At 68.3% G+C, this 26,553-nt stretch carries 18 protein-coding genes and 1 tRNA gene; 7 read left to right on the top strand and 12 right to left on the bottom strand.

Annotated features, from left to right (window positions below; translation table 11 throughout):
* Nucleotides 1-5 precede the first annotated feature (5 nt).
* Both AACX88_RS07630 and AACX88_RS07635 read left to right on the top strand, forming a co-directional pair.
* Entirely contained in the window at nt 6-737 is a 732-nt protein-coding gene (locus tag AACX88_RS07630; RefSeq protein ID WP_339392438.1) for an amino acid ABC transporter permease, read from the top strand.
* Complete coding sequence (locus tag AACX88_RS07635; protein ID WP_339392439.1) at nt 734-1,552, top strand: amino acid ABC transporter ATP-binding protein; 819 nt, start codon at nt 734-736, stop codon at nt 1,550-1,552. The genes AACX88_RS07630 and AACX88_RS07635 overlap by 4 nt, the downstream gene beginning before the upstream one ends.
* Nucleotides 1,553-1,672: 120 nt before the next feature.
* Here the strand turns inward: AACX88_RS07635 and AACX88_RS07640 are convergent, their stop codons facing one another.
* The 8 genes from AACX88_RS07640 to AACX88_RS07675 form a co-directional block, all read right to left on the bottom strand.
* A complete protein-coding gene (locus tag AACX88_RS07640; protein ID WP_339392440.1) occupies nt 1,673-2,428 on the bottom strand; it encodes an SDR family NAD(P)-dependent oxidoreductase in 756 nt (251 codons plus the stop codon).
* A 66-nt stretch (nt 2,429-2,494) separates the two neighbouring features.
* The gene (locus AACX88_RS07645) at nt 2,495-3,235 is read right to left on the bottom strand and encodes an SDR family NAD(P)-dependent oxidoreductase (protein WP_339392441.1); all 741 of its coding nucleotides are present in this window, start codon (nt 3,233-3,235) and stop codon (nt 2,495-2,497) included.
* A 68-nt stretch (nt 3,236-3,303) separates the two neighbouring features.
* Nucleotides 3,304-4,434 (bottom strand): proline racemase family protein, encoded by a 1,131-nt coding sequence (locus AACX88_RS07650; RefSeq protein ID WP_339392442.1) that lies wholly within the window; start codon nt 4,432-4,434, stop codon nt 3,304-3,306.
* A 118-nt stretch (nt 4,435-4,552) separates the two neighbouring features.
* On the bottom strand, nt 4,553-5,452 hold the full coding sequence (locus AACX88_RS07655) for a dihydrodipicolinate synthase family protein (RefSeq protein ID WP_339392443.1): 900 nt from the start codon (nt 5,450-5,452) through the stop codon (nt 4,553-4,555).
* Nucleotides 5,449-6,855 (bottom strand): NAD(P)/FAD-dependent oxidoreductase, encoded by a 1,407-nt coding sequence (locus AACX88_RS07660; RefSeq protein ID WP_339392444.1) that lies wholly within the window; start codon nt 6,853-6,855, stop codon nt 5,449-5,451. The genes AACX88_RS07655 and AACX88_RS07660 overlap by 4 nt, the downstream gene beginning before the upstream one ends.
* Before the next feature lie 330 nt (nt 6,856-7,185).
* On the bottom strand, nt 7,186-7,848 hold the full coding sequence (locus tag AACX88_RS07665; protein WP_339392445.1) for a GntR family transcriptional regulator: 663 nt from the start codon (nt 7,846-7,848) through the stop codon (nt 7,186-7,188).
* A gap of 69 nt (nt 7,849-7,917) precedes the next feature.
* Complete coding sequence (locus tag AACX88_RS07670) at nt 7,918-8,511, bottom strand: short chain dehydrogenase (RefSeq protein ID WP_339392446.1); 594 nt, start codon at nt 8,509-8,511, stop codon at nt 7,918-7,920.
* 368 nt (nt 8,512-8,879) lie between these two features.
* Nucleotides 8,880-8,968: transfer RNA gene (locus AACX88_RS07675), tRNA-Ser, on the bottom strand.
* 350 nt (nt 8,969-9,318) lie between these two features.
* Between AACX88_RS07675 and AACX88_RS07680 the strand changes: the two genes are divergently transcribed.
* The gene (locus AACX88_RS07680; protein WP_339392447.1) at nt 9,319-11,796 is read left to right on the top strand and encodes an LCP family glycopolymer transferase; all 2,478 of its coding nucleotides are present in this window, start codon (nt 9,319-9,321) and stop codon (nt 11,794-11,796) included.
* A complete protein-coding gene (locus tag AACX88_RS07685; protein WP_339392448.1) occupies nt 11,793-14,135 on the top strand; it encodes an FAD/NAD(P)-binding protein in 2,343 nt (780 codons plus the stop codon). The genes AACX88_RS07680 and AACX88_RS07685 overlap by 4 nt, the downstream gene beginning before the upstream one ends.
* Before the next feature lie 599 nt (nt 14,136-14,734).
* Here AACX88_RS07685 and AACX88_RS07690 read toward each other — a convergent pair.
* Together AACX88_RS07690 and AACX88_RS07695 are read right to left on the bottom strand one after the other, a co-directional pair.
* Complete coding sequence (locus tag AACX88_RS07690) at nt 14,735-17,251, bottom strand: YhgE/Pip family protein (RefSeq protein ID WP_339392449.1); 2,517 nt, start codon at nt 17,249-17,251, stop codon at nt 14,735-14,737.
* Complete coding sequence (locus tag AACX88_RS07695) at nt 17,248-20,172, bottom strand: MMPL family transporter (protein ID WP_339392450.1); 2,925 nt, start codon at nt 20,170-20,172, stop codon at nt 17,248-17,250. The genes AACX88_RS07690 and AACX88_RS07695 overlap by 4 nt, the downstream gene beginning before the upstream one ends.
* Nucleotides 20,173-20,437: 265 nt before the next feature.
* Here AACX88_RS07695 and AACX88_RS07700 point away from each other — a divergent pair, with 265 nt between their 5' ends.
* The gene (locus AACX88_RS07700; RefSeq protein WP_339392451.1) at nt 20,438-21,094 is read left to right on the top strand and encodes a TetR/AcrR family transcriptional regulator; all 657 of its coding nucleotides are present in this window, start codon (nt 20,438-20,440) and stop codon (nt 21,092-21,094) included.
* A gap of 107 nt (nt 21,095-21,201) precedes the next feature.
* Nucleotides 21,202-22,167 carry a hypothetical protein gene (locus AACX88_RS07705; protein WP_339392452.1) on the top strand — a complete coding sequence of 322 codons (966 nt, stop codon included), beginning with the start codon at nt 21,202-21,204 and terminating at the stop codon, nt 22,165-22,167.
* Nucleotides 22,168-22,260: 93 nt separating this feature from the next.
* Here AACX88_RS07705 and AACX88_RS07710 read toward each other — a convergent pair whose 3' ends face one another.
* Together AACX88_RS07710 and AACX88_RS07715 are read right to left on the bottom strand one after the other, a co-directional pair.
* Nucleotides 22,261-23,409, bottom strand: coding sequence for a C45 family autoproteolytic acyltransferase/hydrolase (locus AACX88_RS07710; protein WP_339392453.1), 1,149 nt, complete (start codon nt 23,407-23,409; stop codon nt 22,261-22,263).
* Nucleotides 23,406-24,500: an MBL fold metallo-hydrolase gene (locus tag AACX88_RS07715; protein WP_339392454.1), complete on the bottom strand. Its 1,095-nt coding sequence runs from the start codon at nt 24,498-24,500 to the stop codon at nt 23,406-23,408. The genes AACX88_RS07710 and AACX88_RS07715 overlap by 4 nt, the downstream gene beginning before the upstream one ends.
* Nucleotides 24,501-24,799: 299 nt before the next feature.
* On the opposite strand from AACX88_RS07715, the gene AACX88_RS07720 reads away from it, so the two are divergent.
* The gene (locus tag AACX88_RS07720; protein WP_339392455.1) at nt 24,800-26,203 is read left to right on the top strand and encodes an APC family permease; all 1,404 of its coding nucleotides are present in this window, start codon (nt 24,800-24,802) and stop codon (nt 26,201-26,203) included.
* The last annotated feature ends 350 nt before the right edge of the window (nt 26,204-26,553 follow it).

The following is a 26,553-nucleotide window of genomic DNA, read 5'->3' on the forward strand; positions in this document are numbered from 1 at the left end:
TCATCATGAACTACCAATTCGATTGGTCGGTGATCACGACCAACTTCCCACGGCTGCTCGAGGGCCTGGGGATGACCCTGCAGATCTCGGTAATCGTCATCGTGCTGAGCATGCTCCTGGCGATTCCCGTGGCTCTGCTGCGGATGTCGAACATCGAGGTGGTCCGGTGGATCACGCAGCTCTACATCGAGATCTTCCGCTGCACCCCGTTGCTCGTCCAACTGTTCTGGGTCTACTACGCACTGCCGACGCTGACGGGGATCACCATCCCCGGAACGATCTCCGCGATCATCGCGCTCACCCTCAATCTCACGGCGTTCATGGCCGAGGCCTACCGGTCTGGGTTCCAGGCCGTGCCGGTTGAGCAGATCGAGGCGGGCAAGATGCTGCGGCTGACCCGGTTCCAGCAGATCCGGTACATCATCGTCCCGCAGGCGCTCAAACAGCAGCTGCCGGTCATCCTCTCTCTCGACATCTCGCTGTTCAAGGACACAGCACTCGTGTCGACGATCGCGGTGGCCGACCTCATGTTCACGGCGAACAAGATCGCCACCGAGTCCTACCGTGCCCTCGAGATCCTCTCGGTGGCCGCGCTCATGTACTTCGCGATCGCCTTCCCGGCCTCGCTGATCCTGAGCAAGATCGAGCGTAACCTCATGATGGGCAGCAGCGTGCGGAAGAAGAAGGGCCTGGCGGTGCAGATGATGCCGGGCGGAAAGGTCAAGGTGAAGCCATGAGCGAAGCCGGTTCGGCACCGACATCGGGTGCCCATTCGGGCTCCGGGCGGGCGATCTCCGCGACCAAGGGCGACATCCTCGTCTCGTGCCAGGGTCTGCAGAAGAGTTTCGGGGACCGCGAGGTGATGAAGAGCATCGACTTCGACATGCGCGCCGGTGACATCACGGTGATCATCGGGCGCTCCGGGTCGGGCAAGTCGACTCTGCTTCGGGCGATCGCGGGCCTCACCGATCCCGACGACGGCCGCATGGTCTTCGACGGCGAGGTCGTCTTCGAGGATCAGAAGCGCACTCCCGCGTGGAAGCAGGTCGACTCCCATGTCGGCATGATCTTCCAGAGCTACACCCTGTGGCCGCACATGGATGTGCTCAAGAACCTCACTCTCGCCCCGCGCAAGCGTCTCGGCATGACCGAGAAGGATGCGCTGGGCAGAGCCGAGAAGGCCCTGGCCGAGGTGGGGATGGCCGATCACATCCACTCGAAGCCGGTCCAGCTCTCCGGTGGCGAACGTCAGCGTGTGGCGATCGCCCGTGCCCTGATGATGCAGCCGAAGCTGCTGCTCTGCGATGAGATCACTTCGGCTCTCGACCCGCCGGTCGCCGCCGAGGTGCTCGATGTCCTCCGACGCCTCAAGGAGGAGGAGGGCATCGCGGTCGCCCTGGTCACCCACGACATGGCCTTCGCCTCGAAGGCAGCCGACCGAGTGGTGTTCTTCCACCAGGGCGAGATCGCGGTGAACACGACGCCCGATGAGGCATTCAACCACACCGAGGATCCCGAGCTGAAGAAGTTCATCGAGGCCGTGCGGTTCTAGGGTCGCGGATTCGCCTCCGGTCTCCGGGTCGGCGGCGAAGCCGCAGGACAGTCATCCGGCCGGTCCGACACTCGTCGGACCGGCCGGGTGGTGTCCCCTGCCGACCTAGTCGGTCGTGTCTCAGCGGACGTAGTCGGCGCCGGTGACGTCGAGCGTCGCCCCAGTGAGATGACGGGCCCGGCCGGAGGCGAGGAAGGCAGCGAGTTCGGCGATGTCTCCCGGCGGCGTGATCTCGCGCAGCGGCAGACGAGCCAGTGCCTCCTCGTCGACGGCTCCGACTGCGAGTCCTGTATCGACCCAGCCGGGTGCGATCGCATAGGCGAGCACGCCGAGGTGGCCGTAGGCCCGCGCGATCCCCTTCGTCAGGCTGAGCAGCCCGGCCTTGGCCGCCCCGTACGCGAGATGGTCGGCGTCGTCGCCGCGGTGTGCCGACCGGCTCGTCATCGTGATGATCGACCCGCCGCCCTGGGCGCCGAAGTCGAGGACCGCAAGACGACAGAGATCGGCGGCCGACCGGAGATTGAGCTGGAGGTTCGCCTCCCAGCCCGCATCCCACTCCTGCACATCGGCCAGCGGACTGCCGATCCAGGCGCCGGCGTTGGCGATGAGCGCATCGATCCCGCCGAGGCGGTCCTTAGCCTCCGCCCACAGCCGGTCCGCGGCTCCCGGCTCACCGAGATCGGCGCCGACGGGGTGCACCCGGCCACCGAGCTGGACGAGAAGCTCCGCGGCTGCTGCGGCGTCCGCACCGAAGTGGACGACCACCTCGGCGCCGTCACGGTGCAGGGCGCGGACGATCGCAGCCCCGATTCCCTTCGATCCGCCCGTGACGAGGATCCGCCGTCCCGCAAGGATTCCGGTCGTGTCTGCATCCATGTGCTTCTCCTCAGCTGTCGTGGTCTAGCTGTCGTGATCGTGCTGTCCTGCCGTTCGGATCGCTCATCAGCCGACCTGTTGGGCACCGGTGATCTCGACGGCGGCACCTGAGACGAACGAGGCGCGGTCGCTGAGGAGGAAGGTCGTGAGCTCGGCGACCTCGCTCGGGCGGCCGAGCCTGCCCAACGGGATGCCTGCGGCGAGTTCGGACTCACCGGTGCCCGCCTCGGCGAGCTTCGCCGCGACCATAGGCGTGAGGATCTCACCGGGGCAGATCGAGTTCGCGCGGATTCCCTGGGCCCCGAAGTCACGGGCGATGCTGCGGGTCAGGGAGACGGCAGCAGCCTTCGAGCTGTTGTAGGCGACATGACCGGCCGCGGGTTCGAGGCCCCACTGCGAGGCGATCGTGACGATCGCGCCCGCACCGGAGGAGATGAGCGCGGGCAGGGCCGCCCGGCTCAGCCGCATGACGGCGTCGACGTTAACCGCGTACGTCGCCTGCCAGTCGTCCTCGCCGATCGCCGTGAGGTCCCCGCGCCGCATGATCCCGGCACAGTTGACTAGTCCGTCGAGCCCGCCGAGGTGCGCGGTCACCTCGGCGACCAGCTCGTCGCAGACGCCCGGCCGAGCGAGGTCGACGACGAAGGGGACGACCGCCTCGGCGGGGACGGACGGCTGAGAGGACGGCGGTGCGATGCGGTCGACGGCGGCGACGCTCGCCCCCTGTTTCGCGCACGCGGCGACGATGGCTGCCCCGATGCCTCCCGCGGCACCCGTGACAAGGACTCTCCGATCGGCGAGCTCCATGACGGCTCCTTCTCTCTGCATCGTGGTTGTTCGGCCTCTCCGCCTCGGGACCGAGAGGTCTCCCGGGCTCATTGGGCACCGACTTCGGGCCTGGCGTCAGGGCCAGCTTGCCTGTGAGCCCCTATTCCAGCCTCAGCCTCGGTACCGACATCGGAGGTACCCCAGATGTCGCCGAGCGTGTAGCCGGCGGGGAACGGATCGTCGGGTTCGAGGACGAGCTGGTGGTGGCCGGTGATCCAGCCGCGGCCGCTGATCGACGGGATGATCGCGGGCCGGCCTGCGACTGTGGTCTCGGCGGTCACCTCGGCAGTGAAGGTCGTTCCGAGCATAGATTCGTGGACGAAGCGCTCCCCGACGTCGAGCTCTCCGCGCGCATGCATCGCAGCGACCCGCCCGCTCGTTCCTGTGCCGCACGGTGAGCGGTCGAGTGTGCCCGACCACGTCCTGGGGTCGTCCACATCGACGACCCCGTTGGGCAGGACGACGGCATTGCGACCACCGGTGCCCGCGGTCCGGGCCGGACCATGGAGCATCGGCAGACCGATGCCGCGAAGATCGGGGAGCTCGGGGTGGACGGCGTCGAAGGCCTCGTCGGCGGCTCGGCGAAGGATGCTCGCGGCGCGGATGATCTCCTTCGCATTCACCGGTTCCAAGGCCACGCCGAGGCGGTCGGCACGAGCCTGGACGTAGAACTGTCCGCCGAAGACGATGTCGACGGGGATCGTCCCGTAGCCCGGGACGTCGAGCGGAAGGTCGAGGTCGACGACGAAGGACGGCACGTTCTCGAAGGTCACCTGCAGCGCTCGGCCGGCGGTCACCTCGGCGCGAACGGCGACGACGCCGGCGGCCGTGTCCACGCGCAGCCGCGTGACGGGTTCGCTCACCTCGACGGCTCCGGTTTCGATGAGCGCGGTGACCGCGCAGATGAGATTTGACCCGGACATCGGCCGGAACCCGCCCTGCTCCATGACGATCATCCCGAAGTCGCAGCGGGGGTCGCTCGGGGAGACGATGAGCGGCGCGCACAGGCCCGGGTAGCCGCGCGGTTCCCGGAGGATGAGGCGACGGAAGTCGTCGAGGTGCTCTCTGCACCAGTCGAGGCGCTCGGTCATCGTCTCGCCTCTGACCCGCAGACCCGAGGCGAGGAGGACACGGCCGGGCTCACCCGCCGCATGGACGTCGACGGCATCAATGATCATTCTGTTCGCCAACTCGACTCCTGTTGATTCGTGCGATGGCCGGTCGTTCCGCCGGGTAGCGGGACTGTCCCAGTTGCCAGGGCTGCGGGCCTCGGGACGGTCGGGTGCAGGGAGCTTCTCAGGCGACGACCTCGGCGCCGGCATCGCGGAGCAGCACCCGGAACTCCTCGACGTCGGCGTCGGGCAGAGGCAGGATCGGGCGACGCGTCGGACCCGCGTCGACGCCGACGAGCCGTGCCCCTGTCTTGATCGCGCACGCGTAGTTGTGGGTCTCGAGGAAGACGCAGATCGGGTTGATGAGCGCCCACAGGGCACGGCCCCGGTCGAGGTCGCGGTCGACGACGAGGGCCCGGTGGAGGTCGGAGCACAGCTGCGGGATCACACTCGCCGCGCCCCACACCCCCGCCCTCGCCCCGAGCGCGAAGGCGGCGAAGGTCAGGGTGTCCCAGCCGTTGAGGGCGGTGATGTCCTCGGACTGGTCGAAGTGGACGCGGGTGAGCTTCGGGAAGTCCCCTCCGGTGTCCTTGAAGCAGGTCACCCCGGTGACCCGGCCGAGTTCGCCGAACTCCTCGGCACTGAGTTCGATCCCGGTCGCCGCAGGGATGTTGTAGTACATGATCGGCAGGTCGACCGCCGCGGTGACGGCCGCATAGTGAGCGAGGAGTTCGGGAAAGCTGAGCACATCGTAGAAGGGAGGGACGATCATCGCAGCCGCCGCCCCCGCCTCGGCGGCGTCCTGGGTGAGAGCGATCGTCTCCGCGGTGCTCAGCGCGCCGGTGCCGGCGATGACGGGCACACGCCCGGCGGCGGCCTCGATGTACGCGCGGTTGACGACAGTGCGCTCCTCGGTGGTCAGGGCAGTGAACTCGCCGGTCGAACCGCCGGGCACGAGCCCGTTGACTCCGCCGGCGACGATGTGCTCGACCTGGCGGCGGATGCCGGCGATGTCGACGGCCGAGGCGTCGGCGGTGAAGGGGGTGAGCGCGGCCGCGAGGACCCCCGTGAACTGGTCGGTCATGATGCTGTCCTCACCGGTGAGAGGCGACGGGTGGAGTGGCGGCGGGTCCGCCGCACGGTGCCCGGGGGTTCTGCGGTGCGCCTGGCCTGGGCGGTGCGTGGGGCTTCGCGTCGCTGGGTCGCGGAGCGGGCCGCCGCTCTCCGGCGGGAGCGGAGGAACCGTTCGGGCGAGAGCCGGGCAAGGAGATCAGCGGGATGCGACGATCTGCCCGTGGTCATCAGGTCGGCGAGCAGCCTCGCCGATCCTGGGGCAAGCGTGAGCCCGAGCATCGAATGCCCTGAATTGACGTAGACGTTGGCGCCGAGGCGACCGATGACCGGAAGCCCGTCGGGAGTCATGGGGCGCGAACCGGCCCACGGGACGCCTTCCGACTGCTCCGTCTCGGCGGCCGCCCAGTCGCGGAAGGATGATCGGGCGGCTCGCCGGATCGCGTCGACGCGGATGTCGCTGACGGCGTCGTTCCGGCTGCCGAACTCCATGGTTCCCGCGAGTCGGAGCATGCCGTCGAGCGGGGTGACGGCGACCCGGGCATCCTCGAGCGTAAGCGAGGTCCGCAGGCTGATCGGCGCAGGCGAGTAGTCGATGCTGTAGCCCTTGCCCGCGCGGATCGGCACCGGATGTCCGAGTCCGGCGAGCAGCCGGCCCGTGGACACGCCGGCCGCGATGACAGCGGTGTCGGCACCGATGACTTCGGCCTCGCTGGTGACGACGGCGGTGACGGTCTCACCGGCGCGAACGAACCTGCTCACCTCGACGTTCTCTCGCACCCGCGCTCCGCGCTCGATGATCCTCCGGGTCAGGGCGGCGATGAGCGAATCGGGTTCGACCTGGCGGTCGGCGGAGAAGAGGAGCCCGTGGCGGATGCGGTCGCTCAGCGTCGGTTCGGCGGCAAGGACATCGTCGTCGTGGAGGCGCTTGGGAACGTATCCGGCTGACGCGAACGCCGGGAGGCTCGCGGCATGCTCGTCGAACCGCGCCCTCGTCTCGAAGGCGAGGAGGGCCCCGCGGGCATGCATCTGAAAGTCGATGCCCGCGCGGCGGTATTCATCGAGGAGGTCGTTGGCGTCGGCGCCGAGGCGCAGGTGCACGTCGAGCCCTGCATCGAAGTCGCGCCGATTGCAGTGCGCGGCCATGCGGAGAAGGAACCCGAGGTGTCCAGGCGCCAGGGAGGGACGGATCGAGAGCGGGCTGTCGGGTCGGAGCATCCACCGGATCCCCTGGAGGAGGACGCCCGGCGCGGGCACCGGTGCGCTCTCGGCGAGCGCGATCTTCGCGGCGTTGCCGTGCGAGGCACCTGCCCCACAGCGACCGGCGTCGAGGAGCGTCACCTCGCACCCGGCAGAGACGAGTTCGTACGCGGTGGTCAGTCCGACGATTCCCCCGCCGACAATGACAGCTTTCATCGTTCGCTCCTTGCCAGCGACCCGGCGCGTCATTGCACCCGGCCACATCTCGGCGACATCCGAATTGTATGACAATCGTGTGCGATCTACGCTACGCACGCATTCGAGCCGCGTCAATGGTCGAACGAAATCCGAATAGAGGAATCAGCGATCTGCCTGCCGCGAGGGCTCCTGGCGAGGCGCTGGCTGTGAACTCCAGAGCGCAGTGCGATTGGGCGAAGTGCACTCAGGCGAAGTGTGTTCGGGAGTGGTGCGTTCGGGCCGGGCTCATCAGCGATCGCCTCATGCGACGGGCACTGCCCGGTCGGCGATCAGCCCGGACCGCCCAGGTCAGTGGCCGTCGGCCCCGCCGACGAGCAGTGCGAGCTCCTGGGCGCTGTCGATCGTATGGACGGTGAGCGCGGTGCGGATCCGGTCGTCGTCACGGCTGCGGATCGCGCTCATCAGCGCCGCATGGATGGCATGCGCACGCTGCGGGTCGCGCCGGGTGAATTCGTCATAGGCGAGGACGATAGTCATCTGCGCTTCGACGACCGGCCAGATCCGCATGAGCAGATAGTTGTCCGCAGCCTCCCAGATGCCGCGGTGGAAGCGGACATGCGCGGCGTGCCGAGCCAAGGGGTCGGCCTCGGTGGCGCCTTCGAACTCGGTCCAGTTCCTCTCGAGGGCGGCCAGTCGCTCCCCTGTCGGGTCGGCGAGGATCTCAGCGATCGCCTCCGTGTCGAGCGCTACTCGGATGCGGGCGATCTCGAGCAGCGACTCGGCTTCGATGTTCGTCACCCGCAGTCCGCGGTAGGCCTCTTGGATGAGGAAGCCGTCGCGAGCCATCTGGTTGAGGGCCTCACGCGCGGTCGGACGGGAGACCTCGAGCGAGGCGGTGATCTCGGCTTCGATGATCCGCTGACCGGGCCTCAGCTCGCCGACGATGATGCGGCGTTTGATCTCGTCGACGACCCGCTGTCGTCGTTCGGTGTTCGATGCCGGCGCGCTCACGGCCGTCTCACCGATTCGCCCTCGGTCGGCGTTCATCGCCTCAGCCCTGTCGTTCCCACGGCAGTGGACTCACACCGCGAGGACACGACCGGTGACATTGCCTTCGACCGATCGGACATAGGCCGCAGCCACCGCCTCATCGGTCACGGGTGTCATCCCGGCGAAGGCGTCGTGGTAGTGCGGGGAGTTCGCCAGCACGTTCGGGCTGACGGCATTGATGCGGATTCCCCGCGGCAGTTCCGGGGCGGCGGAGATGACGAAGGATTCGACGGCGCCGTTCGCGAGCGCCGCCGCGGAGGCAGCGGGCACCGGCTCTCTGCTGAGGACGCCGGTCGTCAGCGTGATCGACCCGCCGTCACGCACTCGGTCGAGTCCTTGGGTGACGAATTCGAGCTGGCCGAGGACCTTCGAGACGAATCCCGCCGTGTAGTCCTCTCGTGTCAGCTCGGTCACGGGTTTGAAGGGAACCGACCCGACGGCGACGACGATCGCGTCGACGTCGCCGACCGTCTCGAGCAGAGTCCGGATCGATTCGGGGTCCGAGGTGTCGACAGCAGGGTCGGACGACCGGGAGACGGCGATGACCTCATGGCCGCGGCGTTGAAGCTCGCCTCGGGCGACCCCTCCGACATGCCCTGAAGCCCCCACCAGCAGAATCCTCATCACACATCCTCCATCTCCGCGGGTCACCCCGCCACCGCAATCGCCTCCGCCCCATCAGCGACAAACGATTGACTGACAATGCCGAGCCTAAGGGATCGCTCGCTCAGGCACCACCCTCTTCCGCCAAGGTGGCGAGGCAGCGGCGATGCCCGCCAGGAATAGAGCGAAGCGGACGCGCGGACGGGTCGCAGTCATCGACCGACTGCGATCGACGCGGATTGCCCGTGACCGATGAGAACAGGGAGCGACGAGGAACTTCGAAGGCCACCTCCACCATTGAAAACCATCAACCGTTCTTACCGTGATGAGGCACGACGAAGCCCCTGCGATCCGCTTATTCTCGCGGATCGCAGGGGCTTGTCACAACGCGGAGCCGGTGGGATTTGAACCCACGGTCCCCAGTTCAAGGGACTTCACCTTAGCAGGGTGACGCTTTCGGCCGCTCAGCCACGACTCCATCTTCCGACCCGAGCGACACGCTCACTCGCGCGCCTCGGATCCGCAGTTCACACTGCGAGCACAAGCCTATGCGAAAGGAACCTCAGAGAGCAAAGTTCCCAGGCATCGAGTGGCCTTGATCATAGTCGCAGGTGTCGGGAGCGACGGGTTTGCCGACGTTAGGGCCGTTTCGCTGACGAACGTTGGCCCGAATTCCAGCATTCATCAATCTACAGGCGTAAAATCGACCTGATGTGGCCCGCTGGTCTGCACTCCGACACGCCCCCGATGCGGGATACATCTGCGCCGATGACGAGGCGTCAAGGCCCGAGACGCGGCGCACGAGAAGAGCAACGAGGAGTTAAGAACTTGCCAGAGTTTCCCCCTGACAAGAGAGGACCCCAGGGCAACGACCCCGATTCGCCCTCCGCCGGTCGTCCCCTCCGCGCGTCTTCCCGACCCCGCTTCCGCGGCGAATCCGCCGCCAGCGCCAGCGAGAACCACGCCGATTCTGCACCCCAGACTCCACGCCGTGCCGGCTCGAACCACCAGGGCCCTGCCCCGCGATCCACCGAACCCGCACCTCCCCCCGCCGCCTACGAGCCGCCACAGCAGTCGGCTTCCGGTTCGGGCGCAGACTACTCCCTCAACTCCTCCCGCCGAGGCGGCTCCCCCTCCGATGCTCGCGGCGAGTCCTCGTCCCGCAACGAGTCATCCTCGCGCAGCGAGTCGAAGGCACCGACCCCGCGTCCCGTGGCCCCGCGCACCCGCCGTGAAGCCCGCATGCTCCGCGCCGCCGCAGCCGGCGGAGCGAGCGCGGCCGGCGCCGCCGCAGCCGGAGATGCCGCTGCCCGCGGATCCCAGCCGCCGGCACCGTCCGCACCCCAGGCACAGGAACCTCAGCCTCAGGCACCGCAGACGCAGACGTCCCAGACTCCGCCCGCACCCGCCTTCCGCGGACAGACGGCAGCCGGCACCGAGCCGGCACCAACCGGACAGCCGGCACAGGAATCCCGCACCACCTCGGCGAATGAAGGCGGGCACTCCTCAGGCCGTCGACGTTCCGAACGCGCCGCCGCTGCGGCGGCCCCGATGGCAGCAGCAACCGCCGCCGCAGCCCCAACGGCCGCAGCCGCCACTGCCCGACCGTCGAACTCGGGCGGATCCGACGGCCCCGGCGGCAACGGCCCGACCGACGGCGACGGCGACGGACCTGCCTCGCACGGGCCGGGACGCGCCCGCCGACATTCCTCCCGCCTCGGCGAGGGATTCCCCAGCCTCGTCGGCTGGACCTCGCTGTCCACCCTGCTTCCGGGCATCGGCCTGCTGCGGACGCGGTTCCGCCCCCTCGGTCTGATCGTGTTCGGCGGATTCGTCCTCACGATCCTCGTCGCCGTCGGCTACCTCCTCATCAAGGGACCCGTCCACGCGGTCGCGACGATCATCGCGACCCCGTCGCTGCTCAACTTCCTCGCGATCGCCGCCGTCATCGTCGGTCTCATCTGGATCATCGTCGTCATCCTCTCCTTCCTCGGACTGCGACGCGGGCACAGGTACCTGCCGTGGCAGAACCGCCTCTCCGGTGTGCTCGTCCTCTCCCTCGTCCTCATCATCGGCATTCCCTTCGGCATCGGCTCGGTCTATGCCAAGGTGCAGAGCGACACCGTGGCGAGCCTCTTCGGCGCGAGCACGGGCAAGACCCTCGACGCGCAGAACCTGTGGAAGGACAAGCCCTACATCAACGTCTTCCTCATCGGCCGCGACAACGGCGACGACCGTCAGGGCACGCGCCCGGACACGATGCTCGTCGCCTCGATCGACACGAAGACCGGCAACGCGGCACTCATCTCCGTGCCCCGCAACCTCGCGTTCCCGATCTTCCCCGAAGGCAGCCCGGAAGCCGAGGCGTGGCCCAACGGCTTCCGCCCCACCGGCGACTCCTCGGAGGACCTCATCAACGCCGTGTGGCAGTGGGGCGATGAGAACCCCGATTCGGTCGGCGACACGAAGGGCCTCGAACCCGGCATGACGGCGACGATGGCCGCGGTCGAAGGCTCGCTCGGCCTCAAACTCGACTACTGGGCCTCGGTCGACATGGCCGGGTTCGAAGACGTCGTCGACGCGATCGGCGGCGTCAACATCGACGTCGAACGCCCCATTCCGATGGGCGGCGGCAAGTCGATGGCCGGGGTGCCGAACAAGGTCTTCGGCTGGATCGACCCGGGCCCCCAGAACCTCAAGGGCAAGAAGGCCCTGTGGTACGTCCGCTCCCGCGAAGGCAGCGACAACTACGACCGCATGTGCCGTCAGCAGCGGATGCTCAAGACTACGCTCGAGCAGATCGACCCTCAGGAGCTCGCGGCCGCCTACCCGAAGCTCGCGGGTTCGGCGACGAAGAACATCGCGACCTCGATCCCGCAGAACGAGATCCCCGCGTTCATCGATCTCGCGATCGCGATGCAGAAGGGCGATGTGACGACGGTGCAGATCAACAACGACGTCACCCCCACCTACAACCCCGACTTCGACGTCCTCCACAAGTGGATCCAGGGTGAGATCAAGGGCGCCTCCGACGGCGCCGAAACCCCCGGACCGACGAACAAGCCGAACGATTCGACCGACTCGTCGACGACCGATTCGACGGATTCGTCCGAGGACTCCGGACAGACCGACGACAGCCAGGACGTCGAGACCGGCACCGATGCCGCCAGCGGTGACGGCGCCGACTCCGGCGAATCGACTCCGCCCGGCCAGCCCAACGCGGAAGGCAAGTGCTACCCGCAGGACTACAAGCCCGGCGATCCGTGGCCCGGCTACCCCGGCCCGGGTGCCGGAGACCAGGGGTGAGCGCCGACCATTCCGTCGCGATCATCGGGGTCGGCCCGCGGGGTCTGAGCGTCCTCGAACGTCTCGTCGCCCTCGCTTCGACGCGCTGGTCGCCGGCGCGGGGACCGATCACCGTCCACCTCATCGACCCGTATCCTCCGGGCGCGGGCATCGTCTGGCGCACCGACCAGCCGACCAGCCTGCTCATGAACACGACGATCGGCGAGCAGACGATCTTCCCCGATGCCAGCTGTTCCTTCCTCGGCGAGATGCCGGATGAGTCCGGTGAGTCGTCGGGTGAGACCGGTGAGTCGACGGGTCGTTCAGGTTCTCCCGCCGAGGCGACCGACCGTGACCGCGGCACGTCGGGTGACCGGTCGGCTGAGTCGGGAGGACACGACCGGTCGCCCTTCGGCCCCTCGATGGCCGAGTGGTACCGCGCCCGAGGCGGCACCGAACCCGTCGACTCGACGTTTCCCAGCCGCACCCTCTACGGCGAGTACCTCCGAGACGCCTACGCCCGCATCCGCGACGCCGCCCCCGACTTCGTCGACATCGTCGAGCACCGCACCCGCGCGGAATCCGTCATCGACCTGCCCGCCGTTGACCTCCCCGGTGAGCCCGCCGAGGCGGTTCCCCCGCAGCTCGTCCGCTGCGAGGACGGCACGACGATCATCGCCGCGGCCGTCGTCCTCGCCGTCGGGCACATTCCCAGCGCGCCCACCGAGGAGCGCGCCCGCCTCGCCGCCTATGCGCAGCGCTCGGGTGGGATCTACATCCCGCAGAGCCTGCCCGCCGAGGCACCGCTGACCGAGGTGCCCCCGCACGCCCGTGTCATCATCCGCGGCATGGGCCTGAACTACTTCGACGTCCAGACGCTCCTGACCATCGAGCGCGGCGGCCGTTTCGACGCCGCCGGCAGCGCCGTGAGGTCCGACGCCACCGTTCGCGATGCCGCGGCCCCCGACGCCGACGTTCCCGGCACCGCAGACGCGGGCGCGGTCCTCTACACCGCCAGCGGCACGGAGCCCGTCCTCTTCCTCGGCTCCCGCCGCGGCATCCCCTACCGCAGCAAGCCCATCAGCGACTCACACCCCAGATCATCCTGGCCGCTGCGCTACTTCACGAAGGACAACGTCGCCCTCCTCGCCGGCCTCGACGACCTCGACGGCGACCGGCTGGCCGCGGCCAGGTTCAACGACCAGCTGTGGCCGCTCATCCTCGCCGATCTCCGCTTCGCCTACTACCGGACGCTCGCACGCACCAGCCCTGAGGCGTTCAGCGACGACCCGGGCCGCCTCCGCGAAGCCATCGCTGAGGCGGTCTCCCGCCACCTCACCCGCCGCACCTGGCAGGAGACCCACCCTGATGCGGAGTCGACGACCGAGTCCTCCCGACAGGGCCGCGTCACCCGCGAGGCCTTCGCGTGGGCGGAGATCGAAGAGGAGCTCGTCCCCGATCCCGCGCACCGAATGTCGCTCCACGACCTCCTCGACCCGCTCGACGGACTCGAGTTCCCCACCCGTGAACCCGGTGCCTCGGGGTCGCTCCACGACTGGATGCTCGACTTCCTCCGCACCGACCTCCGCGATTCGCTCGCCGGCCCGGAAGCCAGCCCGGTCAAGGCCCTGTTCATGGTGCTCTGGCAGGCTCGTCTCCTCCTCAAGGAGCTCATCGCCGCGGGTCACATCGACCCGGTGAGCGTCGACATGGAGATCCGCGGATGGTTCGAGAACTTCGTGTCCGGGATCTGCGACGGTCCCCCGCCGAGGCGGATCGCCGAACTCATCGCCCTCGCCGAGGCCGGCATCGTCCGCTTCATCGGCCCCGACATGCACATCGGTGAGAACCCGGCCGCGGAGACTGTCGCCGCTGTCGGGAACGCCGACGGTTCCGTTGCGGACGGACTGGCCGAGGACGGTCCTGGCGAGGAGTCGGCCGCCGCGGACTCGGGCCCCGAGGGCACGGAGGATCCGCTGCCGCAGATCTTCGCGGTCACCTCGGCGCGGGTCGAGGGCACGATCACAGGCAGTGTCGTCATCGACGCCGCCTCCCCGACGAACTCGCTCGCCTTGGCAGCCGACGTCCTCATCCACGGCATGGTCGATCGCGGTCAGCTCACTCCTGCCCGTCTGACCTTGGACGATGGTCGTGAGAAGCGGCTGAGCGGACTCGCGGTGACGGCGCGGCCGTTCCGCACGATCGACCAAGAGGGCGCCGAGCATCCGCGTCGCTTCGCTCTGTCGATCCAGCTCTCGGCTGTGCAGTGGGGGCTCGCGATCGCCGCGAACCCCGAGTCGGATGCTGCGACGCTGGCTGACTCACACGCCGCCGCCGAGGCGATCCTCGACCTCATCTGAAACTCTCGCACCCTCGTCCGACCGCCCGATCGGCCGCACGAGGCTGTGGGCGCTGGCGAACCCGGTCCCCGCTCGATCCACGCGCCCACGCTGGGCCCGCGCCGTCGGTCCACGGCCCACGGTCCGCTCGATCCACGCTCAGCTTGAAAATCGACGCGGCCGCGAACAGCCTCCGAGCTCGATCCACACGCAGCCGGAAATCCGCGTCGCCCGCGACGCGGATTTCGTGCCACATGTGGAACGAGCGACGGTGGAGCCGCGCCAGCCCGCCCGCGACGCGAATTTCGTACCAAGTGTGGATCGAGCGGACGGGTCGCTGGAATGAGCGGAGGCGGACCCGCGCAACTCGAAAATCGGCGCGCTCGCGAACAGCGTCCGCGCTGTCGATCCACGCCCCACGGGCCGCTCGATCCACGCGTGGCTCGAAAATCGACGCGGCCGCGAACAGCCTCCGAGCTCGATCCACGCGCAACCGAGAATCCGCGTCGCCCGCGACGCGGAATTCGTGCCACGTGTGGATCGAGCGGACGGGTCGCTGGAACGAGCCCGCCGCCCCGGACCGCTGGCGCCCGGACGCCACGAGGCGCCGGCCGCACGCCTCACGCCATGGCGAGCGCGGCCTCCGGTTTCGTCGTCCGCGCGCGGACGATCGCGAGCAGCGAGGCCACCAGCCCGATGACCGCCCACGCGAGCAGCCCACCATACGCGGCGGCCAGTCCGGAGGTGCCTGCGGCGATCGCGGAGAACCCGTTCATCGCCGGGGTGAGCGGCAGCAGCGGGGCGACGAACTGGAAGAACTCGGGCACCGCGCCGATCGTGCGCCCAGCGACCGCGAGGACGACTGCGATGACCGAGAGGAACCTGCCGACTCCCCCGAACCAGGCGACGAGTGCGAAGTTGAGGATCATGAACACGATCGCCGAGACGAATGTGAGCACCGCGAGGTCGAAGCCCTGGATCGCGTCGATGTCCATGACGGTGACCGCGAGGATCGCGAGCACGAGCGCCTGGACGAGCCCGACCGCGAGCCCGGGGACGAGCCCGCGCAGCCACACCGCGACCGAGGACTTCGTCGACAGCAGGGTCGAGGACGGGATCGGCTTGAGCACGGTGTAGGTGACGAGACCGCCGACCCACAGGGCGAGCATGATGAGCAGGGCGATCGTCGATCCGGTGAGCAGGTTCGTCACCGAGTCCATGGTCGGGGCTTCGATGTTCGCCGAGGCGACCCGTGAGAGTTTGTCCCGGTCCGGAGCCGAGTACGACGGCACCTGGTCTGCGCCGTCCTGGACGCCGTCGGAGAACTGCCCGACGCCGTCGGTGTACTTCTCGCTGCCGTCGGCGAGCTGGTCGAGCCCGCTCGCGAGGTCCTGCGACCCGGTCGCCGCCTGCGAGACGCCCGTCGTGTACGAGCCGAGGCCGTCGGCGAGCTTCCCGGCACCGTCGGCGAGCTGACCTGCGCCGTCATCGAGCTTCGCTGCCCCGTCGGCCGACTTCGCGATCCCGTCGGTGAGCTGCGGCATCCCGTCGGCGAGCTGCTGCGTGCCGTCGGAGAGGTCGGAGGCCCCTCCCGCGAGTTTCGAACTGCCGTCGGCGAGCCCGGATGCTCCCTCGCGCAGGCCCTTCGAAGCATCGAGGAGCTTCGGCGCGTTGTCGGTGATGTCCTTCATCCCCTTCGCGAGGTCGCCGAGCCCCTCCTCGAGGCCCTTCGCGAACTCGCTCATTCCGGAGCTGAGCTCGGCGCTGCCTTCCTTGAGGGACGCCGCCCCGCCGAGGATGGACTTCTTTTCAGCGGTCGAGCCGAGTCCGTCGACGGCGGAGTTCAAACCGCCCGAGGTGCCAGCGAGTAGTCCCTGCGCATACGCCCGCTCCATCCCGACGCAGGCCTCGTCGGGGGTTCCCGTCGGGCACAGCTGTGCTCGGATCTGGTCGGCCTCACCGCCAGAGATCATTCCCGCGCTGACCAGACCGTCGAGGTCCGGGTTCGACTGCGCCAGTCGGTCGGCGTCGTCGGCGCCCTTCTTGAGCCCGTCCCGGTAGGTCACGAGTCCATCGGAGAGTCCGCTCGCACCGGTGGCCAGGTCGCCGGCACCCTTGTCGAGCTCCTTGCCCCCGTCGATGAGGTCGTCGAGTCCGCCCTGGCCCGAGCCGCTGCCCGAGCCGCTGCCAGAGCCACTGCCCGACCCACCAGAACCGCCGCCTGAGAGGCCCTTGATGATCGCGTCGATCGAGGTCGTGTACTCGTCGACCCCGCCGGAGAGTTTGTCGGCGCCGTCGGAGAGATCACCGGCACCGGTCGAGAGCTCATCGGCGCCGTCGGCGAGCTTCTGCGTGTTCTCCGGCAGATCCTTCGTCTCCTCCTTCATCGTGCCCAGGCCCTTCGCGAGACCCGAGGTGCCCTTCGCGAGCTCACCGGCACCGTCGGCGAGATCGCCGGCGCCCTTGTTCAGCTCCCCGCCGGCCGTATCGAGTTCGCCCATGCCGTCGGCGAGTTCCCCGGCCCCGTCGGCGGACTGCCGGGTGCCCGAGGAGAGCTGCTGCGCCCCGTCGTCGAGCTCACCCGCGGCGTCACCGAGTTTGCGCATCTGCGTGCCCATGTCGTTGAAGCCGAGGTAGATGTTGTCGAGGTAGTTCTCCGTCATCTCCGTGTTGAAGGTGGTGCGGGCCACCTCGGCGACGGAGCGGGAGATGAGCTGATCGGAGGCCGGCGCGACACCGGAGACGTCGACGTCGAGCTGGGTCTGCGTCGCCGACTGCGCATCGGAGACCGAGGTCACCGCCCGGGAGAACCCTTCCGGAATCGTCAGGCGTGCCGCGTACGTGCCGTCGGCGAGCCCCTTCTCCGCGTCCTCCTCATCGGTGATGACCCACCGGACGTTGTTCTCCGTCTCCCCGACGAGTCCGCTGGTCAGCTGCCGGCCGATGGGCACCGTCTTCCCGTCCACCTCGGCGCCGTCGTCGTTGTTGACGATCGCCGCTTCGATCGTGTCCAGCCGATCCCCGCTCTTCCACGTCGCCAGGATGAACCCGGCCGCGACGATGATGGGGATGAGGACGAGACCTGCGAAGGACACCCAGGTCACGGGCCTCTTGGAGTTCGCTCGCTCAAGTCTCACGACTGCACGCCTTCCCGTTCGCTGTCCCCGGCGCGCACACCGGGGCTGTCAGAGGTTTCCTGCTCGGCTCTCCCGCCGAGGTGGTGTTGCCGGTCGTCCTGGTCGATGCTCGCCTCGTCGAGGTCGAGGTGGAGGTAGTCCGCGTTCGGCGCGAGCACTCCGCGCACGTCCCCGTCCGGCAGGGCGAGGACGACAGCCGTGCCGTCGGCGGTGAGCTCGGGCAGCGCATCGGCGAGGTACCGGCCTTCGCCGCGGGCGAGCGCCTCGGCGCCGTCGATGACGAGGAGAGCCGGTGGGTTGCTGCGCAGCCGGGAGATCTCCTGAGCGTTCGGCGGTCTGGTCCCCGATTCGCCGAGGTCGTAGAAGGCCACCGTGCGCCTGACCTTGCCTGCGTGTTCGGGCAGGACCATTTCCCCGATCTTCATCTCCCCGGCCGTGAGCGGCACGCGGCCGGTGAGGGCGAGGAGGAGCGCGGTCCGGTCGGCGCCGCTGACGACGAGGGTCTGACCGGGCAGCAGGGCGATGTCGACCTGGGCGAAGCCGCGGTCGCCGGCGCTCACGCCGATGCCGCGACCGTAGATGCGGTAGGGGGAGTCCGGCTCGGGCCAGTCGCGCAGGGCCACCTCGTGGGCGAGGCCTTCGCCTTCGACGTCGAGGCGGGGCAGGATCCGATCGAGCCACTTCGGCAGCCACCATGCTTTGTCCCCGAGCAGCTGCATGATCGCGGGCACGAGCGACATCCGCACGAGGAACGCGTCGACGAAGATGCCAGCGGCCAGGGCCAAGGCGATCGACTTGATGATCGGCTCACCGGCGGGGACGAAGGCCGCGAACACGGAGAACATGATGACCGCGGCGGCGGAGACGACGCGGGCGGAGGCCATGAAGCCTGCGCGGATCGCCTGCTTCGCACTCGCCCCGTGGACGTAGGCCTCCCGCATCCCGGAGACGAGGAAGACCTCGTAGTCCATCGCGAGTCCGAAGAGGATGCCCATGAGGATGATCGGGAGGAAGCTGATGACGGGACCGGTCTGGTCGATGCCGAGAGGTCCGGCGAGGAAGCCCTCATGGAAGACGAGGACGACGGAGCCGAAGGAGGCGAAGACGGAGAGGAGGAACCCGCCGGTGGCTTTGATGGGCACGGCGATCGAGCGGAAGACGATCGTGAGGAGGATGATCGAGAGGCCGACGACGAAGATGCCGAAGGGCACGAGCGCCTTGCCGAGCTGGTCGGAGACGTCGATCTGGATGGCCGTGGCCCCGGTGACGGCGGTGTCGAACCCATAGTCGTCCTCGATCTGGGCGCTGAGATCCCGCAGCCGGTTGACGGTGTCCAGGGTGGCCGGATCGTCCGAGGCGGTCGTCGGGATGATCTGGAACAGCGCGGTCGTCGCATCCCGGTTCGGGGTGGCGAGGACGACCTGGTCGACGCCGGGGACCGCGGCGATGCGCTTCTCGATGTCCTCGACGTCGCCGAGGGGGTCGTCGGAGGTGACGATCTGACTCGTCATCACCAGGGGTCCGTTGAAGCCGGGACCGAAGTTCTCCTCGATGAGGTCATAGGTCGTCCGGGCGGGGCTGCCCTCCTCCTGGCTGCCGGCCGTGGGCAGGGAGAGCTGGAGCTGGGAGGCGGGGATCGCGAAGAGGCTGAGGCCCCCGACGATGATGACGATCGTCAGCAGCGGCACCTTCGTCACCACTTTCAGCCAGCCGGAGAAGAAGCGGTCGGTGCGGGTCTGCGGATAGGGATCTCCCGCCTCGGCGAGGACCGCCGGATCCGTGCGGGGGTCGATGACCTGCGACGACGGGGAACCGTTGCCGCCGGCCGGGGACTGCGCGGCACGGGACTGTGCCGCAGCCTCGGCGCGGGCCATGGCCTTCCGGTAGCGGCGGGAGGGCTTCGGGGTGATCTTCGCCTTCGCGATGCCCAGCAGCGCCGGGACCATCGTCAGGGAGATCATCACGGCGATCGCGACGGCACCCGAGGCGCCGATGCCCATGACGGTGAGGAACGGGATGCCGGCCAGGGAGAGCCCGAGGAGGGCGATCATCACGGTGATGCCGGCGAAGACGACGGCGGATCCGGCGGTCGCGGTGGCCCGGCCGGCTGCTTCGATGGGGGTGTGGCCCTCGGCGAGGAGGGAGCGGGCGCGGGAGACGATGAAGAGGGCGTAGTCGATGCCCACGGCGAGGCCGAGCATGAGCGCGAGCATGATCGAAGAGGAATTCACCGCCCCGAACGCGGTCGATCCGACGACGAGGAGGACGGAGATGCCGACGCCGATGAGCGCGGCGATCAGCGGCATGCCGGCGGCACGGAACGAGCCGAGGGTGAGCAGGAGGACGATGAAGGCGATGACGACGCCGATGCCCTCGACCCAGGAGACCTGGACGCCGGTGATCTGGAAGAGCTCGCCCCCGGCTTCGACCTGCGCCCCAGGCAGGGCCGCGCGGATGGGGTCGAGGGCGGAGACGAGCCGGTCGGCGGCGGCCGGTCCTCCGACCTCCTGGAGGGTGCCGTCGTATTGGACTGAGATCATCGCCGCGGACTTGTCGTCGCTGATCGCGCCCTTGACCATGTCGTCGAAGGGTGAGGTGACGGCGTCGACGTTCGGCAGTTCGCCGAGGTCGTCGACGGCGGTCTCGATCTCCCGGCGGTAGTCGGGGTCCTCGACGGTCTTCCCGTCGGCGGCGACGATGATGACCGACGCCGAGGTGCCTGCCGCCTCGGGGAAGGTCGCCTGCATCGCGTCGAGCGCGGTCTGGGCTTCGGAGCCGGGAAGCGTGAAGTCGTCGTCGAAGTCCTTCGCGAAGGCGGCGACGCCGGCGGCGACGAGTCCGAAGACGACGAGCCAGAGCGCGATGAAGCGCAGGGGCTGGCGGAACGCCCGACGGCCGAGAGCGTAGAGGAAAGTCGACACGGAAACCTCGATACAAAAGTGTATTGGATACAGTCATGTATTCTTGTTGACGCCTCCCGCCGAGCGCAAATCAGTGTGAGAGAATCATGTGATTTCCCATGGGATGCCCAGCTTGGCGCTGGCCCGGTTTGGCGTTGGCCCGGTTTGGCGCTGGCCCGGTTGGGCGGGTGACCGGCTTGGCGGTGTCCGCTTGGGAGGCGCAGCACGACCCGACGCGGCGAAGCCGCACAGGAACCGAGACGACAGACAGATAGACAGACAGGCTATGAACACAGAGAACCTCAGCGAGCGCAGGCAGCGGACGCGCTCGACCCTCGTCGCCGCCGGCGTCTCCGTGTTCGCGGCCAAGGGCATCGACGGCGCATCGATCGAGGAGATCTGCGAAGCCGGAGGCCTGACCCGCGGGGCGTTCTACTCGAACTTCTCCAGTCGCGACGACCTCGTCCTCGCAACGATCGAGATCCACACCTCGGAGACCCTCGATCGGCTCGACAAGGCGATCCAGCGGTGGAAGGACCAGCTCGACGCGATCCAGCCCACGGAGATCCGCCCGCTGCTCACCCAGTTCATCGCCGACATCTTCACCGAGAAGCGCCTCACCGTCGCCAACGTCATCGTCGAACGCGAGATCGAGGTCTACTGTCTGCGCGCGCCCCGGCTCTATGAGCGGTACATGGAGCTCAACGCCACTCAGCTCGAGCGTCTCGCGAAGCTCGTGCGCACGGCGCTGGACAATGTCGGGGCGACGCCGACGATCCCGCTGGACAGCCTGCTCACCGTCCTCATCTCGCTCTTCACGCAGCTCACCCTGCAGTCCGTGGGCGGCAAGGGGCTGGACGAGACCGTCGATGTCGACCCCACCCTCATCGTCGAGGTCCTCATGCGCTTCCTCGACTTCACCGACTGCCCGCTCACCGACTGACGGGGCGACGGCTGGCGGTGGGCCGGCTGACGGCGAGCCGCCGGTGGGCCGACGAACGGTGGTTCGCGACCGCCCCGCGCGGCGGGCCAGCGGCTAAGGTGGAGGGTGTGACTGAACTTCAGCGTGAATACACGGCCTTCATCAACAACATGGACGTCCGCCTCGGCGCGTTCGTCCTCGCGGACCTCCCCGAGTCCGTCGAGCAGGAGGACGGGAAGCAGGCTCCGTTCCGCAAGGACCTCACCCCTGAGTCCCTTCCCCTCATCGAGCACTTCGTCCTCTCCCGTTTCGCCACCCCCGACGAGGTGGTCGCCCCCGAGAACCACCGGTTCGTCGAGGGACTCATCCGCTACCTCGGCGAGACGTACCTGCGCGCCGTGGGTGGGGCGTGGGACCACGATGAGACGACGGGCAACGGCATGCCGTTCATCCGTCCCGACAATGCTTCGGGGCAGCTCGAGGGCGAGCCGATTCCGCTCGTTGCGGTCGTCCTCACCGCCGTCGACCAGCGCACCGGTGGGATCTTCACCGCGGTCCTCGATCGAGCCCGGCAGGAGCTCGGCGAGGCTGAGCGCCGCACGAGCACTGGACTCTCGATCGGGATGCTCACCAGGCAGAACTCGTCCGAGGAGGAGGTCGAGTTCCTCTCCCGCTTCATCGGCACCGTCGAACCGGGCATCGCCGCCTGGACGAAGGAACAGGCCGATCCGGAGTCCTGGGCCCTCGACCGCGACAGCCTCGTGCGCCTGGGCAAGCAGCTCGCCGTCCGCTACGACGACCGCGAGGCGATGATGGAGGACGAGGAGATCGCCTTCGTCGGCGGCGCGATGCGCTTCATCGGCGAGACGATCCGCCGCATCGGGCTCGGTCAGTGGCGCTACGGCGCCGAGCTCGAGGCCGACGATCCGCGCTTCCAGCAGCCCTACGTCCGTTTCGTCATCGGCGATCAGAACCTCGACATCGTGCCGTGGAAGCTCGCCCAGGCCGCGCTCGAGGACTCCGAGGCGATCGCCTCGGGCCTCGACACGATCATGGACATGCGCGCCGAGGAGGCGGAGAAGCTCTCCGAGTGAGGCGCGAGCCCGCGGGGTCCGCGAGCACGTCGAGCGGCGCGGGGGCCTGCGACTAGCGCGCGGGCCTGCGCGTGGCGCTCAGGCTCCGGAGTCTCAGAGGTGGAAGCGGCGGTTGCCGTGCAGCCCCTCCGCGGGTGACCCGGGTGCGAGATCGATCGTCTTCGCGCCCGGGTCGATCTGCACCGTGACGAGCGTGGCCGGACGGTCGCCGTAGGGAGCCCCGGGCTCCGGAACGCATGACACCGGTGGGTCGTCCGGGCCGGTGGTGAGCAGCTCGACGAGGTCCCCGGTCGTCTCCGGAGCATCCCCGGAGGCGATGCGCGCGGCGGTTCGCGCAACGAGGAAGTCATAGCGCGGTCGCGAACTCGAATCCGCTCGCAGCTCCATTGCACCCGTCTGCAGCTCGGGGTGGAGGAAGTGGTTCGTGTGGATGAGGATGCCCGCGTCGGCGATCTCGGTCGCCGATGTCGAGGAGTCCGCCGGCAGCGGGTCTCCCGGACGCAGCTCCCGCTTGGTGTCACCGGCGATCTCGACTTGGACGGCCGCCTCGGCGGTGACGACGGTGATGACCGACGACGATGAGATCGGGGCCGAGCGGATGATCTCGAGCGCCTCGGCGAGGGTGTGCGCGGTGGCGAGGACCTGGGCGAGGACGGCGTGGACGGGCACTCCCCCGGCGGCGTCACCGGCGTGCTTGAGGATGTTGAGGTGGACGCCGACGCCGGCCTCGTTGAGCCCGATCTTGCCGAGCATCCCGTACTCGGCGATGCCGATGTGGCGCAGCTGACCGGGCACCGCGCCGATGTCGCCCACATGCCAGAGCGTCGAGAAGTCGGCGAGCCAGTCCCAGGTCTGCGCAGAGACCGTCCCGCCCGGTCGCGTCCGGCTCAGCGTCGAGCACTCCGTGGGGGCGGCCTTGGCGAGCGTCATGATCTCCGTGCGCGCGATGACCTGCATGATCTCGTTCGTCGTCCGCCCGGATCCCTCCGCGACGGCGGAGATCTCGGCGGTGGCGTCCGGAGCCCACTCCTGCAGGCGGCGATGACTGTCGTCGGCAGCGGTGCGGACGTCCGCCTCGGCGATGCCGAGGAAATCGAAGTAGCGCTGATAGCCGGCGATCGCGGCCCCGATGCCGGTGCGCAGCTCACGGCCGCGCTGGAGTCCGCGCTGGATGTGGTCACGGGCCCGGGTGATGAAGAGCTCGGGGCGGACGGCGGCGGCCGGAACCACCTCGGCGCTCATGGGCGCCCCTGCGGGACGAGGAAGTCCACGCCGACGTCGAGGTCGAGGTAGTGCATGTGGGCGGCGGTCTCGGCGAGGGCGGCGAAGAGGTTGAAGTGGTGGAGCTGGTCGAAGCCGCGGGCCCAGTGCAGGCCCTGGGCGATCGAGTACACGGAGTGGTCTTCGGTGGCCTCCATGCGCGCTTCGATCTCCGCGAGCCGTTCACGGTGGTGGTCGACGAGTTCGCGTTTGCGTTCGCGCAGCCCCCGAAACCGGAAGCCGTGTGCGGGGAGGACCGCGATGTCCTCGGGGAGGTCGCCGATCTTCTCGAGCGAGCCCAGGTAGTCGGCGAGGCTGTGGGTGATCGATCCGGAGTCGAGGCCGATGTTCGGGGTGATCGTCGGCAGCACGTGGTCGCCGGAGAAGAGGAGGGAGTCGTCGCGGACGAACGCAGAGTGTCCGTTCGTGTGACCGGGCGACCACAGCGCGCGCACGCCGCCGGCTTCGAGCGGAAGCTCGGATCCGTCGTCGAGGACGAGGATCGAGTCGGGCAGGTGCGCCATCTGCCGTGCGAACGGGTCGGACTTCGGTGCGGTACCGGGCTCTCCGCCGCGTTTCGGCTTGGACACCTGGAGGCTTTCGACCTCGTGCCAGCGGTCTTCGGGGACTCCGTAGGCGCGGGCGATGTTGAGATTCGGGTCGATGCCGGTGCCCAGATCGAGGGCACGCGAGGCGAAGCGCTTGACCGCGCGGAGGTCCTCACCGTGGATGGCCAGCCACATCGCGGGGTTGGCCTGGAGGAGCGCGGGGACGAGACCGATGTGGTCACGGTGGTAGTGGGTGACGGCGATGCCGTGGATGTCCGCGACGGCGAATCCGATCTCCGCCAGCGCCGAGGTGAGGGCTGAGTACTGGTCCCGACCGTCCCAGCCCGGATCGATGAGGACGACCCCGGAGCCGTCGGCGATCGCATAGCAGTAGGTGTAGACGAGAGGGTTGTTCGGGATCGGCACCGGGATCGCCCAGACTCCCTCAGCGACTTCTTCGACGGCGGGCAGGACCCGGTCCTTCCAAGCCAGCGACTGCTGGGGGCTGAGCGTATCGATCGGCATTCGGCGGTCTCCCTCTCTCGTCGTCGAGCCTCGGCGAGGTTCTCCGTCCAACCTACTCCCCTCGCGATGAAACTGAAAGATCGTTCGACAATGGGATTCAGGGGAGCGGATAACGAAGGAGTTTCAACTCAATTCGTCGTAATCGGTCGGACAATTTCGATTTTCGTGGTCCATTTCGTGGTTCGGATTTCGCTTTCAGTTGAAGTGCACTACCATCGGCATGGCGCAGATCACGTCTGCGCACTCGTGGGCGACGCTGCCTGGTGCCGTCGACGCAAGACTCATTGAGGAGGATTGATATGGCTGGTTCGGGATCGCTGAAGCGGAACCTGGGGCTGTGGTCCATCGTCGGACTCGGGCTCGGGTACATGACGCCGACGGTCGTGTTCGACACGTTCGGCATCGTGTCGGAAGGCACGAACGGTGCGGTGCCTGCCGCGTACCTCGTCGCTCTCGTCGTCATGGTGTTCACGGCCATCAGCTACGGCAAGATGGTGAGGATCTTCCCGACAGCCGGCTCGGCCTACACGTATACGAGGGAGACGATGACGCCGGGGCTCGGCTTCCTCGTCGGGTGGACCTCGCTCATGGACTATCTGCTGCTGCCGATGGTCAACTGCCTCATCATCCGGCTCTACATGGAATCGATGGTTCCGGATGCGCCGCCGTGGGTGTGGGTCGTCGCGTACACGATCGTCATGACCGGGATCGTGCTCACCTCGATGCGGGGGACGGCGAACATCAACGCGATCCTGCTCGCGTTCTCGCTCGTCCTCATGGTCACCTACTGCGTGCTCGCGATCGCTCAGATCAATGCCGGCGAGGGTGCGGGAACCGTGTTCAGCCCCGAACCGTTCGTCCATGACGGGGTGCAGTTCAGTGCGGTCCTTACAGGTGCGACGGTCGTGTGCTTCTCCTTCATCGGCTTCGATGCGGTGACGATGTACACCAACGAGGCGAAGCACGTCAGCCTCATGCCCAAGGCGATCATGATCACCGTCATCGCCGGCGGCATGATCTTCCTCATCGCCTCGTACTTCACGCAGCTGCTCTACCCGGACAATTCGCAGTTCACCATCGTCGACGATCCGCTGCCGGAGATCGGCCTGCTCACGGGCGGCCCTTTCTTCCAGCTCTTCTTCGTCGCCGCTGCGTTCGCTGCGACGGTCGCCTCGGGACTGGCCTCGCATGCTTCGGTCTCGCGGATGCTGCTCGTCATGGGTCGCAACGGGGTGCTGCCGCGCAAGGCCTTCGGCTACATCAACCCGCGCACGCACACTCCGGTGTTCAACATCGTCCTCGTCGGCGCGGTGTGTCTGCTCGCGATGTCGTTCAGTCTCGAGTTCATCTCCGCTCTCATCAACTTCGGGGCGCTCATCGCGTTCACGTTCGTCAACCTCACGGTCATCGCCCACTATGCGTTCCGGACCCGGCAGGTCGTCGATGTCCGGACGGCGATCAAGTACGTGGTCATGCCCGGCATCGGTGCGATTCTCACCGGTGTGCTGTGGGCGAGTCTGCATGGGACCGCGCTCATCGGCGGTCTCATCTGGCTGGCGATCGGCGTCGTCTACCTCGCCGTGCTCACCCGCGGATTCAAGCGCACTGTCCGCAGCTTCGATGACCCCGAGGCTGATGCCGACATGTCCGAGCCTGAGGCCCCGGAGTCTGACACTGTGGCGTCGGAGAAGGCAACGGACTGAGTTCGCTGTCGTCGGCCGGTCGGCCGGTCGGCTGGTCGGCTGACGCTTGCCGCAGGCGGCTGGTCGGCGTTGGTGCGGCAGGCGGCGGTCGGCCGGTCGGCGTCCCATCGCGGTCGGGCAAGGCTTCGTTGCCTTGCCTCGCGCTGGGGATGTTGCGCCGGGTCGGCGCGGGGGTGCTGTCGAGTCGTTCTGTGGGGACGGAACCACTTGACCTCTGCACGCTAACAGTCCCCTCACCCGGGGCGCCTCCCACAAAAGTATGAGATCGCAGGACTTTCTCCCGCCCTCCCCCGCTCGCAAACTCAACCCGACGTCCCTGATGTCATGCGGCGCCGCATGACATCAGGGAC

It is taken from the genome of Brevibacterium metallidurans (assembly GCF_037101285.1).
Taxonomy (GTDB): Bacteria; Actinomycetota; Actinomycetes; order Actinomycetales; family Brevibacteriaceae; genus Brevibacterium; species Brevibacterium metallidurans.

Coding starts and splice junctions, on each gene's coding strand:
- AACX88_RS07655 (WP_339392443.1), bottom strand. CDS start 5,452: ATGACCGACCAGTTCACGGGGGTCCTCGCGGCCGCGCTCACCCCCTTC.
- AACX88_RS07645 (WP_339392441.1), bottom strand. CDS start 3,235: ATGGAGCTCGCCGATCGGAGAGTCCTTGTCACGGGTGCCGCGGGAGGC.
- AACX88_RS07640 (WP_339392440.1), bottom strand. CDS start 2,428: ATGGATGCAGACACGACCGGAATCCTTGCGGGACGGCGGATCCTCGTC.
- AACX88_RS07650 (WP_339392442.1), bottom strand. CDS start 4,434: ATGATCATTGATGCCGTCGACGTCCATGCGGCGGGTGAGCCCGGCCGT.
- AACX88_RS07660 (WP_339392444.1), bottom strand. CDS start 6,855: ATGAAAGCTGTCATTGTCGGCGGGGGAATCGTCGGACTGACCACCGCG.
- AACX88_RS07700 (WP_339392451.1), top strand. CDS start 20,438: ATGAACACAGAGAACCTCAGCGAGCGCAGGCAGCGGACGCGCTCGACC.
- AACX88_RS07715 (WP_339392454.1), bottom strand. CDS start 24,500: ATGCCGATCGATACGCTCAGCCCCCAGCAGTCGCTGGCTTGGAAGGAC.
- AACX88_RS07630 (WP_339392438.1), top strand. CDS start 6: ATGAACTACCAATTCGATTGGTCGGTGATCACGACCAACTTCCCACGG.
- AACX88_RS07710 (WP_339392453.1), bottom strand. CDS start 23,409: ATGAGCGCCGAGGTGGTTCCGGCCGCCGCCGTCCGCCCCGAGCTCTTC.
- AACX88_RS07670 (WP_339392446.1), bottom strand. CDS start 8,511: ATGAGGATTCTGCTGGTGGGGGCTTCAGGGCATGTCGGAGGGGTCGCC.
- AACX88_RS07720 (WP_339392455.1), top strand. CDS start 24,800: ATGGCTGGTTCGGGATCGCTGAAGCGGAACCTGGGGCTGTGGTCCATC.
- AACX88_RS07635 (WP_339392439.1), top strand. CDS start 734: ATGAGCGAAGCCGGTTCGGCACCGACATCGGGTGCCCATTCGGGCTCC.